This is a genomic window from Paraburkholderia sp. Ac-20336 (assembly GCF_017105025.1).
GTDB lineage: Bacteria > Pseudomonadota > Gammaproteobacteria > Burkholderiales > Burkholderiaceae > Paraburkholderia.
Window position 1 is genome coordinate 1 of record NZ_JAAGPS010000036.1, and the last position, 17,593, is coordinate 17,593.

The window sequence follows — 17,593 nt, forward strand, 5'->3', positions numbered from 1 at the left end:
CGAAGCCGGCGTGCTCGGCCGCCTCGGTCACGCGGCGCGTGACGACGCCCGCGCCCGAGAAGATCGTCGCGACCTTGCGATCGACGCCGGGCAGGTCGGTCATCTCGACCGGGCCGAGCTGTTCGAGCTTTTCGGTGTTGAGAACGGCCGAGAACGGCGTGAGCGGCACCGCGCCGCCCGTGTAGCCGGTGCCGCCGCCGCGCGGAATCACGGTCAGGCCGAGTTCGAAGCAGGCCTTGATCATGCCGGCGATCTCGGCTTCGGAGTCCGGCGTCAGCACGACGAACGGGTATTCGACGCGCCAGTCGGTCGCGTCGGTTACGTGCGCGACGCGCGACAGGCCGTCGAACTTGATGTTGTCTTTCTGCGTGACCTTGCCGAGCACGCGCGTGGCGCGGCGGCGCAGGTCGCAGGTCTGCTGGAATTCGCTGGCGAACTGGTCGATCGCGCGGCGCGCGGCCTGCACGAGTGTTTCGACGCGCGCGGCGCGCTCGACGCCGGCTTCGTCGCCATGGTCGCGCAGATCGGCGCGGCGGCGCTTCTCGATTTCGGCGAGGCGGTGATTGAGCGCCTCGATCAGCAGCGCGCGGCGCTTCGGGTTGTCGAGCAGATCGTCCTGCAGATACGGATTGCGGCGCACGACCCAGATGTCGCCGAGCAACGCATGCAGAATTCGCAAAGACTGCCCTAGTCCCGGTTCGATGCGCAAGCGAACGAGTGCGTCCCACACGGCCTCACTCAGGAGGCGAATCACGATCTCACGATCAGAAAAAGACGTGTAGTTGTACGGGATGTCTCGATACCTTGCTTTCGCGTCGACGGGCATTCTCGTGTCAGCGCACAGGCGCGCCGCGGGCACATGGACATTCATCGGGTTGAGCCAATATAGGTTTCCGGGTGCGCATGGCCTGTTCTTTTTGCCGGGTTCAATCGACGCAAGCGCATTGATTCGGATTACGCAAGAAAGGTGGTACGAATCAGATCCAGCGCAGTCTTGAGCATCATCAGTGTCGCGCCCCCGATGAACGGCGGCGCGATGATCGCCGTAGCCCCCAGGAACAGGCGGCCCGCGATTGGCAGATCGGGTTTCTTCCAGGCGATGTATACGCCAGCGGGCGGAAGAAACAGGATCGAGAGTACATAGCTGCGATAGGTAAAACCGTGCTTCGCAACGAACGCCTTGATCTTGTCCTTGAACGACATTGCCATGCCCCTTTCAGATCAGACCGAGACGGCTGACTTTTGCAACCGCCTGAGCCCGGTTCGAGACTTTCAGCTTTTCATAGACATTGGTCAGGTGGAACTTCACGGTCCGCTCCGAGACACACAGAATCTTGCCGATCTCCCAGGCGGTTTTCCCTTCGATGACCCACTTGATGACGTCCCGCTCTTTCCTGGTCAACCGGATGCCGCTCAGATCGAGCGAAGGATTGGCGACCGTTTCGCCGAGGTTGAAACCGGCATCGGACTGATCCACTTCCATGATTTTCATCGCCAGAGTTGCATGCAGATGCATCGCGATGAAGCTGACCAGTAACGCGAGATGCACCGTGACATCCGCGCATTCGAGCTGCAGCACCGTGCCGACATCTTCCGCGCTCGACACGCTGGAACGCACGCAGGCCGCGACGCCCTCGCCGCCGCGCATATGGGACGCGACGTCATCGGTAATATGACCGAGTTCGTTGAATTCGCCACGGCAATCCTGCCATTGAAAAGCATGGTCGAGCGGATTCGATATCGTGAAACAGTTCAGGTATTGCTCAAGATCGACAGCGGGGCCGCACAATGTACGGCCAGGAGAGCAATCTGCCTGATCAGTGCGCACGCCATATCGATATACCATGCCATGCGAAATCGCCGTACTCTTGCGCTCATGCAAGATCACGCATCGGTCGAATTCAACCACCTCCCTGACTTTCTCCGTAAATCGGTCGAGCTGATCGGCCAGATCCGTCGGTCGAAGGATTTCGCTAATGATGCATGAAAGTGTTTTCAATTGATCGGTGCATTGAAGGCAAATCAAGTCACCACCTCCGGAAATTATCGTTCCGCTCCGTGTTTGTCATGATGGACCCATCCCCTCCTGTGCCGCTATCGGCGATCACTGGATCTATCGACTCATTGGAAACAGCGTCATTCTCTCGCTTTCCGCTACGACGCTGTGCAAGAGGAGGTCTTGCTGGAGACGGCACAGTATCAATCCTTACAATGACAGAACTATGTATATTGGGTCTTTTACGACGCTTCACCAATTCAGTTTGAATAAAAAAATATATCGATTATTCCACTATATGCTTTATGGATACGGTTTTTCCCACTCATGGCTGCGGGAAATACCGAAAAATCGAATGACTGTTCAAAAATCGGAATAGATTTCGCAATGATTACATTGAGACCGGTAATTTCGCGACGTTCATCACACGTGTAGCACAAGACAAACGAATATCTTCTTCTTATTTTTTAAATTTATTTTCTGATTCAAATAACGTGCCAGAAATCCCCTATTCAGTATCACGAAACGCGCAACGCCATCTCATTGCACGTTAAATTTAATGTGCGAACCAGCAACGAATTAAGCACATATTCATATAGCGAAAATCGTTGCGACTTTGGGCCCGGTCATTACCATGCAACTCCGCCGCACGCGTCACATCGTTCAGACACTGGTGGTCAGATTGCGTGGCGATGCGCTACCGCCCGGTGGCAATTGCCGCTCGTTACCGGCAGGACGGGCCAAATAGCCGGTCGCGTAAAAGTAGTCGAAATAGACGCGCAACCAGTCGTTGGTCGGCCTGATTCCCTCACTGAGTACATCGCCCGCGAGTTGCCGCAAATGAGCGATTGCGATAGGAAGCTGGCGCCCCACGGATGGATCGGCGACCGGATTCAACGTCCTGAGAACCGGAATCAGCATCGTCAACGGATGCGTCTGATCGCGCCGTACGTGAGCGGTCAATGCCTCAAGCCAGGATTCGTAATCCATACGTTCGATGGCGAAGCCCTCGCCCTCGATGAAATCGACCAACGCATCCATCGAATTCCATTGCGGGTTGACGACATGAATCGCCTTGCCATGTACAGCTGGATGCATCGATGTCCTGACGATGAGACGGCTCACGACATCGACAGGCAGCATGTTGTCGAACCCCGTATCGCGCGGTGCCTTGCCGAACAACACGATGCCCTTGATGAGACGGCAGAACAGGTCATCCACATTCATCCGGCCGGAACGTGAATGCCCAACGATACGCGATGGTCGATAGACCGAGACAGGTAAGCCCCTTTGTGCGGCAATGGCAAGCATCTGCTCGGCCACCCACTTGCTTTGTTCATAGCCACTAGTCAGCCTGTCGTGCAATGGAACCGCCAGGACCTCGGGAATCGTCTCGGCGAAACGGTTCAACGTGCCGACTGTCGACACGTAGTGCACCGGCTTCGTCTTGTGCAGGCTGGCAAGACGCAGGACGTCCTGGGTTGCCATCACGTTGACCTGTTTAAGTGAACTGTACGGGTAAACGAAATTGACGAGTGCGCCGTTGTGATAGATCGCGTCGATATCACTCGCCAGATTCGAGAACACCTGATCGGACATGCCGAGGCGCGGCAACGCCAGGTCCCCCGGCACGGCAACGATACGCGACGTCCATGATTCGTTCCATATTCCGTGCCCTTTGAGCGCATCGACGATTCTGCGATGTCCCGACGCGGCGTCGGTCGCACGCACGACGCAATGCACGTCGGCCTGTGTGTCTTGTAGCAGTTCCTCTAGCAGATGAACGCCAAGGAAACCCGTCGCTCCGGTAAGCAGCACTTGCTGATAGGGGCAAGGACGATACGCACTCGCGAGCACGATGTCTTCGTCCAACCTGGCGTCCGCAGACAGATCGATTCCTGCTCGCCCGGTTTCCCCGCCTCTGTTCAGAATCACCGCGGCGAGTCCTGCGATGGTGGGTCTGGCCAGTAGTGTTTCCATATCGATCTTGCAGCCCAGCTTTTCCTCGATCTGGTAAAGCATCACCGTCGCTTGCAACGAGTCACCGCCAAGATCGAAGTAACTGTCCTCAACGCCAATCCTGTCGCTCTTCAGCAACGCGGACCAGATGTCGAATATCGCGGTTTCGACAGCATTGCGCGGTGCCTGCTGATCCTTGCTGACAAGCGGCGTGATCTCGCCGCGCAACAGGGACAGACGATCAAGCCCGCCCTCGCTGCGAGGCAATCTGTCGAGTTCGACGAATTCCGCAACACCAAGCCCATACAACTCACTCGCCTCACGTATACGTTCGGCATGGCCGTCAGCCCGCGCGCCGTCGTTCACGCTATAGAAGACGCTGTACTCCCAATCGCCCATGTCTGAAACACGCTCGACGATAGCCGCCTCCGACACGCCAGCGCGAGCCGCCAGTTCGCTTTCGCGTTTCACCCATTGTCCGGTCAACGTGTCGAGCGCGGCCTCGGCATTCGGCAGTTCGGTATGGCACGCCGCATCGGTCATCCATGCACGCAGTGCGGTGCGCAGTCGAATGCCATCGCGTGTCGCAATCCATGCATGGCGGTCCGGCTTGCCGTTGCTCAGCAGCAGATCGGGGACGGTGTCCCCCGCGATCGTCAGCCGACCTTGTGCGTCGATGGCGGCACGGTGCAACCGGTTGTCGAGCACTTCGACCGTCGCGCCGGCAGCAGGCACACCGGCATCGGTCGACCACCGATACCCCGAGTCGTCCTCTGCGTGTGCTATCAACGTCGAATGAACCAGCGAGTGTGCGGGCCAGCGTAGTTCGCGCATCAGCCGTGCCTTCGGTGCCAGTGCCTGAAGACGATGCGCATCGCGCCGCGTAAGCCCACATGCATCGACGATCCAGTAATCGGAGTCGATCGTGCCCGCCGGGAGCACTGCAGCCGCCCGGCCAATGGATCGCGTATGCGTCGCGCTCAACACGACGCTGTGCCAATGCCTGCCCGACGATGCCAGCGTTCCGATGAACGCCTCTTCTCTCGCGCATGTGACGTAATGCAGCGAGAGGCCCGCGCACAGGCCAGCCAGCCCTGTCCAGATCGTCGAATGGGCGAGTGGGGAATCGCACAATGCCATGTCGAACGCGGCTTGCACGGGATACGTCCGCTCAAACGATTGCGCTGCGCGGAACAACTGCGACTGGCGGTAGCGCGTCAGCCTCCATGCACCCGTATCGATCCTGACGAGCAACGCGCAGGCGCCGCACGCCGGGTTGGCTGTGGCAGGCCCAGACAGGACGTCGGGTTGATCCCGGCGATGGCCGAACGCAGGATCACGCTCATCGAACACGTTGCACTGCATGCCCTGGATTGACTCGGATCGCACGGTACTCACGCAGCCACGCACCGGTTCCGGCCCCCACGCAGATTCCGCCGCCGACACCAGCGCATCGACATCCGATTCCTGATCGGGAACGATGCATTCGATTCCATAGGCAAGACCCGATAACAGCATCACCAGACCCGCCACCGGCTCATTGCTCCGGATCAGAACGCGGTCGCCGGGAAGATAACCGAGCCCCTGCCATTGCCACATCGCGCGCACGATCCGCGAGCGCAGTGCCGCGTAACTCAGACTGGCCGACAGAGTCAATGTCGAACTGCGTGTGCACCTGATTGCCGATGCGGAAAAGGCCAGCCGGTCGGGCGTGCTGTCGGCGTGCCGCATCACCATGGCGAGCAGCGTTTCCGCGCCAGCGGGCATCTCCGCTGCCGGATCACGCCGCGGCGCGGTTTGCAGATGCAGATCGCCAACACGTTGATACCTGGCCAGTACCATCGTTTCGAGGAGAGAGCGATACTGATCGGCCATCCGTGCGATCGCGGGGCCGTCGAAGCGCGCGGTATCGTAGGTCAGCTGGAACGTCAGCGGCTCTTGCGGCAACACGATCAGCGCGAGCGGATAGCTGGTTTCCTCGACCGCGCGCAGGTCCTCGACAGCCAGCCCGCAAGCGGCGACCATCGCCCTGAAAGCATCCTGACCAGGATAGTTCTCGAAGACATACAATGATTCGAACAGCGTGCGCCGCTCAGTGAGTTCGCTACATTGCAGCACGTCGGTCAGCGACCCATACGCATAGCGCTCGGCACGTTGCGTATCGGACTGGATTCGCCGAAGCCACTCCATCGTATCGAGTTCATCATCGAGCCGCACCCGCACGGGCAACGTGTTGATGAACAGACCGGCAGTTTTTTCCACGCCGTCTATCTCGGTCGAACGGCCCGACATCACCATGCCGTAGACGACATCATCGCTATCGCCATAAAGTCCCAGTAGAGCCGACCATGTGCCCTGGCACAGCGTGTTCAAGGTCAGACGGTTGGCGCGGCACAGCTTCGTCGCGACCGATGTCCAGTCGGCCGGCATCGCCGAAGTGATGCTTGCAAGGCGCCGCCTGCCGTCGTTTGCGGGCGCTATACGGGGCGCCATCGACGCCGCAAAACGCAACGGCGCGCGAAACCCCTTCAACGTCTCCTTCCAGTATTCGCGCGCCTGCGCCGCGTCCTGCCCGCGATGCCACGCCACGTAGTGCCGGAAGTCCGTCGACAAAGCGGGCAGTATGGTGTTCGGTTGCGCGTAAAACTGGAAGACTTCGTCGAGAAGAATCGGCATGGACCAGCCATCGAGAATCGCATGATGGTAGGTCCACAGAAAGCGAAACCCGTCGTGTCCCTGCGTCACGACAGTAAGCCGCATCAGCGGCGCCACGCTCCAGTCGAATCCCCTTCTTCGATCTTCCGCCAGCAGCGTGTCGAAACATCGTTGCTGCTCTTCAGGATTCCGGCCGCTCCAGTTCAGTGTCTCGAACGGCAACATCACGGTCCTTCTCACGACCTGCATGGGCTTTTCTTCGTTCAGTCGAATGAATAGCGTCTTCAGGACATCGTGACGATGAGTGACGGTCTCCCATGCGTGCCTGAAGCGCTCAATGTCGAGCGGGCCCTTGAGTACGCACGAGAACTGCTCGACATACACGCCCGATTCGGGATCGAGCCGCGAATGGTGCAGCATGCCGCGTTGCAGCGGCGTGAGGTAATAAATTGTATCGACGTTTTTGCTCATCGTGGATTCCTGCGTTCGGCATGCTTTCCCATGCCGCGCGCCGGGACGTTTGGCAACGGTGACCGGGATGAATCGCCGCCCTTCCTGTTAGCGCTCGAGCGCTTCGATCTCGTCCAGCAGTTCGTCCAGCCCGTCCTGGTTCACATCGAGCTGCGGCACATCGGACGGCGTCAGCCCGCCTGCACCTTCGGTACAGCAATGTCGAATCAGCATGGTCAATGCATCGCTAACCCTGCACATCAGGCAGCCGATGCTCTCGTCGATGCCGGGTGCGCCGTGAAAGCCGGATGCGATCGTGAGCCGGCCATCAGCGATATAGGCGGTCACGTCGAGCAGATGCGTACGGCGTTGCCGCGCGCTTCGGATGCCAGGCGCCGGCTTGAGCACTTCGTCATAAAATGCCGACGATCCGGCGATCTGATCCAGTTGACCGAGATAGGTGAACAGTATCGGTGAGTTCGGCAACGAATCCAGCAATGCCTCGTCCGTACCCTGAGACTCGGACCGCGGGGCTTCGAGATAGCGCAGCGCCCCAAAGCTCGCGCCTTTGCGTGGAATCTGCCGCAGCCGCTCCTTGACGTGCTTGATGAGGCGGCCGGGATCGTCATATGGCGTCGCCTCGATGAACACCGGATAGATCGATGTGAACCAGCCGATGCTGCGGCTCAGATCGACGACATCGGCCAATGCGTCGCGCCCGTGTCCTTCCAGATCGACGAGCAGCGCATCGCTGCCGCTCCACGAACGAAAGCCCGCGTGCAAGGCGGCGATCAGCAGATCGTTGGCATCCGTACCATAGGCCTGATGGGCGGTCGTGCGGAACGCTTCCGTCAGTTCAGCGTCGAGTGTGGCGGTACAGCCTCCCGACGGCTCGTTATACGTGTGATGCACGATAGGCGCGAGACCATGACGCATCAGCGCGACTCTGGCGGGTCCCGCCAGCGCGCCGCGCACATGAGTCACGAAGCGCTGCCAGTACTGGCGATCGCTGTCCAGCACGGCACCTTTGACGAGCGCGTCCCACTGCTCGACCCACGCTTTGGTCGAACTCGTCTTCAAAGGCAGCTTCACCGCCGACTGCGCGCGCAACTGCAGGTAAATATCGCCGATATCCTGCAGCAGGATATTCCACGACACGCCGTCGATGGCGAGATGGTGTACGACGATCAGAAGGCGGCTCGCCGTCAGCGTTGCACTCTCGAGCCAGCGCACGCTCAACAGTCGGCCGCGTTCGATGTCGAGTCCCGCCTGGGCGTCGGCGATCGCCTGACTCCAGATTTCCGCACAGGGCTCGCCCACGTTCGTCGTACACGACACGATGGCCCAATCGGGCGAGTGCGCAGGGTCATCGTCGGGGACGAACACCTGACGCCAGCCGCCTTCGCGCTCTTCGAAACGCGAGCGCAGCACGTCATGATGACGCACTACGAGCCGCAGCGCCTCCTGCATGATGGTAGGGTCCGGCGCCTCGCGCAGGGAGAGGAGCAGCGCCTGATTGAAATGTGACCGGTCCACGTCAACCTTGTCGAAGAACCATTGCGACGCGGGCCCCGGCATGACCTCACCCGTAACGCTCCCTTGCTCCGCCAGGATGCCGGGCACGGCGCTCACCCCCCTCGCAAGACCGGCGATCGTCGTCTGCTCGAAGATATCCTTCGGCTTCAGATACATCCCTTCGAGCGACGCCTTCGAGACGATCACGGCCGCCAGAATCGAATCGCCGCCGAGCACGAAGAAGTCGTCGTCGATACTCACCGACGACTTGCCGAGTACTTCACACCAGATCGCCGCGAGTTTGCGTTCGATGTCGGTAGCCGCGGCGCGGTTCGCCGTGAGCGTGCGCTGCGGCGGTGGCAACCGGCTGACATCGAGTGTGCCGTCGCGATCGAGGGGTAGCGCCTCCAGCATCACGAACGCTTCGGGATGAGTGTAGTCGGGCAGCCCCCTCTTCAAGCTGCCGCGCAGCGCACTTTCAAGCTCACCACGCACGTCATCGTCGATGGGCACCACATACGCCGTGAGCATGATCGCGTCGTCCGACTCGACCACGTGACAGACTGCTTCGCGCACTCCCTGCTGCGATGCGATGAAGCGCTCGACATCTCCGATGGCGAATGGCGCCAGCCGGTGCGTGACTACACGCCCGGACGGGTCGGCGCATACCATGTGTCCAGCGCGCCACGTGACCGTCAAGGACGTCGGGACGATGCCGGTATGCGCCAGCAGGTGTGAGAGATCGTCGTCTGTCGCGACTGAGGACCGCAGCGCGCATACCTCGCGGCTGACCAGACATAGGCGTCCGCGCTGCCGCTCGTCGGCGAGGTCCATGAACGGACCGAGTGCGACCGGCACATGAAAGGCGCCTTGCAACGACGCCAGTTGCCATTCGTCGCGAACCGGGGCGAACGCGACGGGTCCCTTCCAGGCGTCGCAATCGCACACCGGCGCAAAATACCGTGCCTTAGGTGCCGATTGGCACCGAGCCACCCATTCGAGCGTATGTGGATGATTGCCGTACGCGATTAACGCGTTCACACTCGCACGACTGTCGATGGTAAGTGACGGCAGCAGGAGCGCCGGAAACGCGAGCGCTGAAATACGGTCGTGTGCGATCAATTCGCTCAATTCCAGACGCGCCCATTCGGCTCGATCATCGCTGTCGCCGACAAGCGCGCCGATCGACACGCTTTCGGACACGCGAGCCCACCCACCCCGGCGCACGGCCCCGACCATGATCGATAGCGCGAACTGCACGGGCATGCCACGAAGCACCAGTGCGCGGCTTTGTTCGTCCATCTGAAGAAGCTGGCTCATTCCGTCGATGAAAGCGCCGACGCGGGCGGCTTCATACACGCCGCGAGCTTCGACACGCGACTGCGGCTTGACTACGTCGAGCTCATACGGATTCCAGTCCGACCATCCATCGCTCGCACTGCGGCAGATTGCATCGAAGCGCATGTGCAACGCATCGGCATCATGAGGCGACCCATCCGGCAAATGGCACGAGGCCCCTACCTCGAGCACGGCGAGCAAAGCGGCGGCAAGCTCGGCGATACTGCGCAATTGCAGGGAAACCGTACTGCCCGCTCCAATACCAAGCGTCTGCAGCCGCGACCGTACGGCATGTACCGCTTCGGATAGCTCAGCATAGGTGATCGCACGCCGGTCGAACCGCCAGGCGATCTGTCCACCTTTGCGCGATGCGTGGGTAAAGAACGACCCACATTGAAGCGACGGCGGTTTCGCCAACACGTGTGCATCCGCGATGCGCCGGCACGCCGCGTCGCGCACGGGCGGTGCCGTCATCCGGTAGTCGACGGTCCGACGCGCCGGGTCGGCGAGAATCTGCTCGACGAGACGGGCATACTGGCTCGCGAAGCGATCGATCGTCTCGTGATCGAACAGATCGGTGTTGAACGTCCACGCGGCGACGTACTCCGTGCCCATGTCCTGGACGTTCAGCGTCAGGTCGTGCGTCGCGCCGCGCGTACCTGTGCTGGATGCAGCGAGCAGTTCGCGGTAGAACGGCGCCTGGTCCCGCCGCCCGGTGTTCGCCTCGTTGCGCGCCTGGTTCCAGTTGTACATCACCTGATAGACAGGGGACCGGCTCGGATCGCGTGGCGGCCGCAACGTTTCGACCAGTAGCGGAAACGGATAGTCCTGGTGATCGAGCACGCGTAGCATCATCTCGCGCGTACGTTTGACCAGATCGCCAAACGAGTCGTCGGGGCGAACCTCGCAGGCAAGGACCACCGTGTTGACAAAATGGCCGAGCACGCTTTCGCTGCCGGGCGCGCTGCGGCCCGACGTCGGTGCGCCGATCATCAGGCGCGACTGTCCCGTGTGCAGGAACAGGAACAATTGATACACGGCAAGCAGCAGCATATAGGGCGTGACGTGCAGGCTGCGCGCGGTTTCCCTGATTTGCCTCGATACCTCCACGCTCAACGCAACGCTATGCACGCGGCCATGCTCGGTTTTGAGCGGGGTCCGGATGCGATCGGTCGCGAGATTCAGCACCGGCAGCTCGCCTTGCAGCTCGCGTTGCCAGAATCCGGCAAGCGCAGCGCCTTCATCGCCCTGCAGACGGTCGGTCTCGTGCTGCACGCAGTCCTTGTATTGCAACGCAAGGCGCGGCAGTTTCAGCGGCTGCTCCGCCGCCGGCTGCGCAATCGCCATCTGGTACAGCGTGTGCAGTTCACGGATGAGAATCTCGAGCGACCAGAAATCCGCCGCGATATGGTGGACGTTGAGCAGCAGCACGTACCGGATCGACTGCACGTCCGCGTTCGCGTCGCCATGCTCGTTGACGAGCAGCTTCATGCGGATCGGCGACACGGACAGATCGAACGGCAAGTTTGCCTCCTGGTCGATCCAGCGATGGATCGCCATGGTATCGGCGTCGAATACACGGTCGATCATGAACCGCGTGCCCGGCGCAGCGCTTACCTGCTGACGCGGTTGTCCGTCGCTCACCCGATAGACGGTGCGCAGAATCGGATGCCGGGCAATCAGATAGTCGATGCAGCGTTGCAGGGTCTGCAGATCGACGGCGTCATCGAGCCGCGTCGCGTACGTCACGTTATACGCGGCGCTGCCGGGATCGAGCTGATGCAACGACCACAGTGACTTCTGTGCATACGAGAGCGGGTAGCTACCCGCCGTTCCGGCGAACTGTTCGAGCAATGCAATCAGCGTCGCCTTGTGCTGTTTGAGTTCGGCGAGCAGTCCGGGCGTGACGGCGTCTCTCGGCGCCTTGTATTGCAGCTTGCCGTCCTGCGTCCACAGCTCGATGCCGCGACCGGAGAGTTCGTTGATGAAGTCGATCGAACTCATAGTTCGCCACCCTCCATTTCCACGCCAAAGGTCACTTCGCCCGATACGATATCGAGACCATCGGCTGCAGCCCGCCGCACGCGTGGCGCTTCCGGCGCGGGCGAGCCGCCGCTCATCGTGCCGATGATCGTGCGCACAATGTCGTTGAGCGTCGCGCCTTCCAGCAGCCGTCCGAACGGAATGTCGACACCGAGTTCATTGCGCAGCGCGTTACGGAATTCCGCCGCCATCAGCGAGTCGAGGCCGAGTTCGATCAACGCGACTCCAGGACTGACACGATCGCGCGCGACCTGCAACGTAGCCGCGATTTCGCCAATCAGGTGATCGCGCAACGCCGCTTCACGGTCCCCCTCGGGCAACCCTGCCAAACGTTGAGCGAGGCTCGATGTGCCCGCCGCCGGCACTGCAGCATGGGACGGAGCATCCGCGATTTCCTTCAGTAGCGGACGCAGCGAACGGCTCGTACTACGCTTGAGCAAGGTGTCGACATCGACGCTCCAGATCTGGCTCTGGCCCTGGCGCTCGGCCATCAGCGCGTCGAGTGCCTGGAGCGCCGCGTCGGGGTCCAGCGCCTTGAGACCATAGGCTTCGATGCGCCGTAACTGCTGCGCGTCGAGTTGTTCGGCCATGCCTTTGCCGCCCCATAGCCCCCAGTTCATCACATGGCCCGACAGGCCCTCTTCGTTGCGTCCGAGACTCAGCGCGTCGAGATACGCATTGGCGGCAGCGTAGGCGCATTGCCCCGGCGATCCGATACACGACACGATCGACGAGAACGACACGAAGTGATGCACAGAAAGATGAGCCGTCGCGCGATGCAGGTTTTGCGTGCCTGCGATTTTCGGCGTCAGCACTTTCATGACCGACGACATCGGCTGTGTTAATAGCAAGCCGTCTTCGAGCGCGCCGGCTGCGTGCAGGATGCCCTTGAGCGGACGAGCGGCGTCCGCTTCGATGGACTTGATCAGTTCCTCCACGTCCGCTGACGACGCGATATCCGCCGTCCGGAATTCGAGCGTCGCATCGCGCGTCTGCGCCAATTTGGCCAGCCGGCCGCGCTCCGCCTCGGCGGGCAATTGCCGGCTCACCGAGATGATCTTCGGCATCCCCTTCGCGATCAGCCATTCGATCAACCGTGTGCCAATCGCTCCACGTCCGCCCGTCACAAGCCAGGCACCGCGGGCGAGCGGTTTCATGGCCGGCGCGTTGCGCCGCACGAGACGCGGGACGAAGACCTCGTGGCCGCGCACGGCGAACTGCGTTTCGCCTGTACTGGCCGACTCGCTGATCACCGACAGCATCGCCTCGCACGATGCGGCATCCGCACCGGGCAAATCGGCAACGAGCACGCGGATGTCGCCGCTTTCGTGCATCAGACTGCGCGCCACGCCCCATGCCGCCGCCTGGGCCGGCACGACGAGCCGGTCGTGCCCCTGGATGCATTGAGCCGACTGCGTGACGAGGCACACCGTCAACGGGCGGCCCGCCCAGTCGGTGGCCTGCACCGCGCGCCAGAAATTCGCGAAACGGCGATACGCACCGGCAACCTGATCCAGTTCCTCCTCGCTCGTCGGCGTGTTCGCCGTGTCCTGGTCCGCTGACCCGTGTGGCCAGACATACAGGATGACGACGGGAGCGGGCGAACCCGCGCTCGATACGCCCTCGGAAAATGCCTTGCGAAAGCGCCGCACGGATTCGTCGTCGCCATCGGACGCGTCAGCGGACTGCCGCACGACGTGGCAATCCGCATCGACGGCGCGTAGTTGTGCGGCAATCTCTTCGTCGAGCGTCTCAGCGCCGCCGACCAGAAGACAGGCCGGCAATGACAACGGGCGCGCGCGTTCAACCGCCATTGGCCGCCATGCAAGGCTATAAAGGCTCGCCTGTGAAGGCGCCGTGTTGAACTTGCGCGGATCGACGGCAATCAGTTGCAGATGCGCGATCGACGCGACGCATTGCCCCGCATCGTCGTAGAGCCAGAGGTCCGCGCTGATCAGATGACGGCGCGACTTGACGCGCACCGCGCACCAGACGGCACGCGTATCGGGTATCGGCTGACAGGCGATGCGATTGATGCCGATTGGCACATACGCGGACTTGAGCCCGGCGTCCCACAGCGCAGCCGCCACGGTCTGAAAGCAACTGTCGAGCAAGGCGGGATGGATCGAGCGCGCCGCTTTACACGCATGCGATGCATCGAGTTCGATGCGGGCCAGCGCGGCATCGTCGCCGCGCCACAGGCTGCGGATCGACCGGAATGCGCCGTCATAGGCGAGCCCGGAACCGCGCAGCCGCTCATAGAACCGGTCCACAGGCAACACGTCCGCGCAATCGTGCTGGAATGCCGGGAGCGACGGTGTGTCGTGGTCGGCCCGTGCACTGTCCGCGACCGCCGGCAGCCAGGCCGAACAATGGTTGACCCAGTGCGGTTCCAGGTCGGCATCGATATCGTTCCGCGCGAAGATTTCGAGCTGCGCGCGCGCCGCCTTCACTGCGCCCCTCACGTTTTCCGCCGCGTGTACGACCGTGCCCAGCAGAACCGGCCGCTGACGTTCGAGCACCAGCGGATTGTCGAATGACAACTCCTGCACATGGAGCCACGGCGCCGGCGTCCCGTCGGCATCGCTGCCGGCCATGCCGCGCCGCGCCGCGTCGAGCACGATCTCGATGAACCCTGCGGCCGGAAAGACGAAACCGCCATGTACGACGTGTCCTTCAAGGAAAGGCAGATCGCTGACCGCAAGCCGATTCTCATAGCGCCGTCCATCGAGCGCCGGCAGCAACAATTGCTGACCGAGCAGGCTGTTGGGCGCCTGCGTCACCGCCGCGCGCGCGCTGCTCAATGGCCTCGCGCGATCCGCCGCCTGCCGCGAGCCGATCCAGTAGCTGCCCGACTCCAGTGGATAAGGCGGCAACGCAATCCGGCGCGGCCCGATACTCTGCGCACGCGAGCATTCGAAGGCGGCCCAATCGACACGCCGCCCCGCGGTGTACACGTGTCCGAGCGCACCGAGCAACTGCTCGCATTCGACCTCCGCATCGCCGAAACTTTGCAGCGCGCTGACCGCGCGTGCGTTTCCCTGCGCAGCACAACAGGCCTTGGCGAGACGGGTGAGCGTCTTGCCGGGTCCGATCTCGATGAAGGTCTGAACGCCATCGGCCGACAGCGTGCCGACCCCCTGGCGGAAATTCACCGTCGCGCGCACATGCTCGACCCAATACGCCGGATCGCAGTAGCGCTCAGCCTCGAAGATGCCCGACACGTTGGACACGATGCGGATACGCGGCGGCCGATAGTCGATCGAGGCTGTGATCTCGCCGAACGCGTCGAGCATCGGTTCCATCAGCGGCGAATGGAAAGCGCGCGAGACGATGAGCGCGCGTGTCGGAATGCCGTCGCGTTCGAGTTGCCGCGAGAGTTCGTCGATACCAGCGGGATCGCCCGAGACGACCACGCTGCTCGGCCCGTTGTCGGCCGCGATCTCGACGCGGCCCGTGAAAGCGCCCAGATAGCCGGCCAGCCTGGCAGCCGGTGTCAGCACGGCCAGCATCTTTCCGGGCGGCGTCATCGTCTCCATCAAATGACCGCGCACCACGACGAGCCGGCAGGCATCCGCGAGCGAAAACACGCCCGCGAGACAGGCTGCCGCGTACTCGCCGACACTATGGCCCATCAGCACGTCCGGCACGATCCCCCAATCCATCCACAGACGCGCCAGCGCCATCTCGACCGCGAACATCGCCGGCTGCGTATAGCGGGTTTCGTGAATCAACGTCTGCCTGTCGCCCCACAACACGTCGATCAGCGAGTGTTCGCCGAGCGCCTCGAAATGAGCGTCACATTCGTCGAGTACTTCGCGAAAGAGCGGGAACGTCTGATAGAGCTGCCGCGCCATGCCCGCGTACTGCGCGCCCTGCCCGGTGAACAGAAAGGCCAGCTTGCCGGGTTCGTCCGTTTGCGCGGAGCGTTCGACGACGCTTGCGTGTTCGGCCTTCGCCAATGCGTCGAGCAGTTGCTCGCGGGTGCCGGCGACGAGCGCGATACGATGCCGTTGCGTGTCGCGCCCGGCTCGCAGCGAGTGAGCGAAGTCGCCCGGCTCGACGGACGGATTCGCGCGCAGATAGGCGGTGCAACCGGCAACGGCACGAGACAACGTGTCGGACGTATGCGCCGAGATCGGAAAAATCTCCGGACACCCAGGCAACTGCTGTGCGAACGTGGCGATGCCGGGATCACGCGGGGCCGTGGCCTCGTCCGCCTCATCGTCTCGCCAGGCTTCGATGATCAGATGCGCATTGGTGCCGCTCATGCCAAACGAGCTGATCGCCGCGACACGTTTGCCCGGACGGCTCGACGGCCATACCATGTGCTGCGTGACGACCTTGATGCCGTTGCTTTGCCAGTCGACATGCGGCGTCGGCGTGTCCATGTGAAGATGCTTCGGAATCTCGCCCTTCTGCAGCGAACAGATCACCTTCATCAGCCCCGACACGGAAGCGGCTGCTTCGAGGTGCCCCATGTTCGTCTTGATGCTGCCGACGTAGAGGTCCTGCTTGCGGTTCGCATCGCGGCAATAGATATCCTGCAATGCGCGCAGTTCGATCGGATCGCCGAGCAGCGTGCCCGTGCCATGCGCCTCGACATAATCGACTTCGTCGGGCGCGACACCGGCATGGATCAGCGCGTCGCGGATCACGTCGCGCTGCGCGCGGCCATTCGGCGCCGTCATGCCATTGCTCCGGCCGTCATGATTGACCGCCGAACCGCGAATCACCGCGTGAATCGGCCGCCGCTGCGCACGCGCGTCGGACAGGCGCATCAGTGCGACGATCCCGCAGCCCTCGCCGCGCACATAACCGTTGGCCGCCGCGTCGAAGGTCTTGCAGCGGCCATCCGGCGAGAGCGCCTGAAGCTCGCACAACGCGATCGTCATTTCGGGCGACAGCATCAGGTTGACGCCACCCGCCAGCGCCACGTCGGCTTCGCGGTTGCGCAGACTCTGACAGGCCAGATGTACCGTGACGAGCGACGATGAACAGGCCGTGTCAAGTTGCAGCGTCGGGCCATGAAAGCCGAATAGATATGAAATACGCCCCGCCGCGAACGGACGCGCCGTCCCGAGCGACGTCTGCGCATAGCTGAGATCGGCGTGCGGCACCAGTTCGCTGATTCGCGCATAGTCGTCGAGCGACGAGCCGACGAACACGCCCGTCCTGTAAGCGCCAATCGCCTCGCGTGTGAAACCCGCGTCTTCGATGGCGCGCCACGAGCATTCGAGCAGCAGGCGTTGCTGCGGATCGATATGGCGCGCTTCCCGGCCGGAGATACCGAAGAACTCGGGATCGAAACGGTCGACGTCGTCGATGAAAGCGCCGTGCAGGCTGTAGCTGGTATCGTGCCGGCCGGGGCGCGGGTCGAACAGCGCGTCGGTCCAGCGCTCGGCGGGCACTTCGCTGACGGCATCGGTGCCGGCGGCGAGCACCTCCCATAGCTTGGCAGCCGAGTCGGCACCACCAGGCAGACGGCAACCCATGCCGACCACCGCGATCGGCTCATTGGCCGCTTCGCGGACCTCGTTCAGTTCGCGCCGCAACGCATCGATCTTCAGCAAGGCCTGCTTGACGGGCGTCAGTTTCGCGGCTGTAGGCTCGGTCATGATCGCACTCCCGGAATGG

General features: G+C 62.2%; 6 protein-coding genes. All 6 read right to left on the minus strand.

Features of this window, described 5'->3' with window-relative positions:
- The coding region (locus GXB81_RS13410; RefSeq protein WP_241016352.1) for a DUF3683 domain-containing protein at positions 1-871 on the minus strand (871 nt) is incomplete at its 3' end.
- Positions 872-954: 83 nt separating this feature from the next.
- A complete protein-coding gene (locus GXB81_RS13415; protein WP_167036979.1) occupies positions 955-1,203 on the minus strand; it encodes a hypothetical protein in 249 nt (82 codons plus the stop codon).
- Between the two features lie 13 nt (positions 1,204-1,216).
- The gene (locus GXB81_RS13420) at positions 1,217-1,999 is read right to left on the minus strand and encodes a LuxR C-terminal-related transcriptional regulator (protein ID WP_241016353.1); all 783 of its coding nucleotides are present in this window, start codon (positions 1,997-1,999) and stop codon (positions 1,217-1,219) included.
- A gap of 660 nt (positions 2,000-2,659) precedes the next feature.
- The gene (locus tag GXB81_RS13425; RefSeq protein WP_205989379.1) at positions 2,660-7,081 is read right to left on the minus strand and encodes a thioester reductase domain-containing protein; all 4,422 of its coding nucleotides are present in this window, start codon (positions 7,079-7,081) and stop codon (positions 2,660-2,662) included.
- Positions 7,082-7,168: 87 nt separating this feature from the next.
- Positions 7,169-11,917 carry a condensation domain-containing protein gene (locus GXB81_RS13430; protein ID WP_205989380.1) on the minus strand — a complete coding sequence of 1,583 codons (4,749 nt, stop codon included), beginning with the start codon at positions 11,915-11,917 and terminating at the stop codon, positions 7,169-7,171.
- Entirely contained in the window at positions 11,914-17,574 is a 5,661-nt protein-coding gene (locus tag GXB81_RS13435) for a type I polyketide synthase (protein ID WP_205989381.1), read from the minus strand. Before GXB81_RS13435 ends, GXB81_RS13430 begins: the two co-directional genes overlap by 4 nt.
- Between the last annotated feature and the right edge of the window lie 19 nt (positions 17,575-17,593).